This window comes from Poseidonocella sp. HB161398 (genome assembly GCF_005870025.1).
Taxonomy (GTDB): domain Bacteria; phylum Pseudomonadota; class Alphaproteobacteria; order Rhodobacterales; family Rhodobacteraceae; genus Mangrovicoccus.
The window spans coordinates 1-1,298 of record NZ_VATA01000226.1 but is presented as its reverse complement, the minus strand read 5'-3'; the positions used below and the strand labels follow the sequence as shown (position 1 = coordinate 1,298).

Sequence of the window (1,298 nt, the reverse complement as noted above, 5' to 3'; positions counted from 1 at the left end):
CCGAGCTCGACCACGACGCCTGCCATCAGCGAGGAGACGACGATGTAGTTCGCCGTGGTGGGAAGGCCCATCCCGAGCACGATCGAGATCAGCGCGACGAAGACCAGCATCAGCATCAGGTTGCCGCCGGAGAGGTACTCGACGAATTCCGCCATCACCTGGCCGATCCCGGTCAGCGTCACCGAGCCGACGATGATCCCCGCGACCGCCATGGCACAGGCCAGGCCGATCATGTTGCGCGCCCCCGCGATCAGCCCTTCGAGCATTTCCGCCCAGCCCGCGCGCGCCGCCTCGGCGATGCCGCCCTGGCCGCGGAACCACAGCTTCAGCGGCCGCTGCGTGACGAGGACGAGCAGCATGAAGGACGCCGACCAGAAGGCCGAGAAGCCCGGCGATTTCCGCTCGATCATCAGCAGGTACATCAGCAGCAGGATCGGCAGCAGGTAGTGGAGGCCGGTCTGCAGGATCTCGCGCGCGGGCGGGAGGTGCTCCATGCCCGAGACCGACATCTCCAGATCCGGGCGCTGCGCGGCGTGGCGCAGCGCGGCGACATAGGCGCCAAGGAAGAGCGCCACCAGCACCGGCAAGGCCATCGCGCCCAGCGACGCCTGCAGCAGGTCGACGATCATCCCGGTCGCCCAGAGCGCGGCGACGCCCGCGACGATGCCGCCGCAGACCGACAGCACCGCACCGAGGATGAAGCGCAGTGCGCCGGTCCTGAGCGTGCCGGTCATGCCCATCTTCCGTGCCTCGAGATGCACGATGTAGAGGAGCGCGACATAGGAGATCGCGGCCGGCACGATGGCGGCGCGGACGACCTCGATATAGGGGATGCCGACATATTCGGTCATCAGGAAGGCCACGGCCCCCATCACCGGCGGCGTCAGAACGCCGTTGATCGAGGAGGAGACCTCGATCGCCCCGGCCTTGGCGGCCGAGAAGCCGACCTTCTTCATCAGCGGGATGGTGAAGGTGCCGGTGGTGACGACATTGGCGATGGAGGAGCCCGAGATCAGGCCGGTCGCCGCCGAGGCGATCACCGCCGCCTTGGCCGGGCCGCCGCTGAGATGGCCGAGCGCCGAGAAGGCCAGCGACAGGAAGTAGTTCCCCGCCCCGGCCTGGTTCAGCAGCGCGCCGAAGAGCACGAAGAGGAAGACGAAGCCCGAGGAGACGCCGAGCGCGACGCCGAAGACGCCCTCGGAGGTCAGCCAGAAATGGCTCATCGCGCGCTCGACCGAGGCGCCGCGCCAGCGGATCACGTCCGGAAGCCCGTCCCAGGAGCCGAAGAAGACATAGGC

1 protein-coding gene is annotated in these 1,298 nt (G+C 68.3%); it reads right to left on the bottom strand.

The features are described 5' to 3' along the window. The coding region (locus FGX59_RS36920) for a TRAP transporter fused permease subunit (RefSeq protein ID WP_138473483.1) at nucleotides 1-1,298 on the bottom strand (1,298 nt) is incomplete at both ends.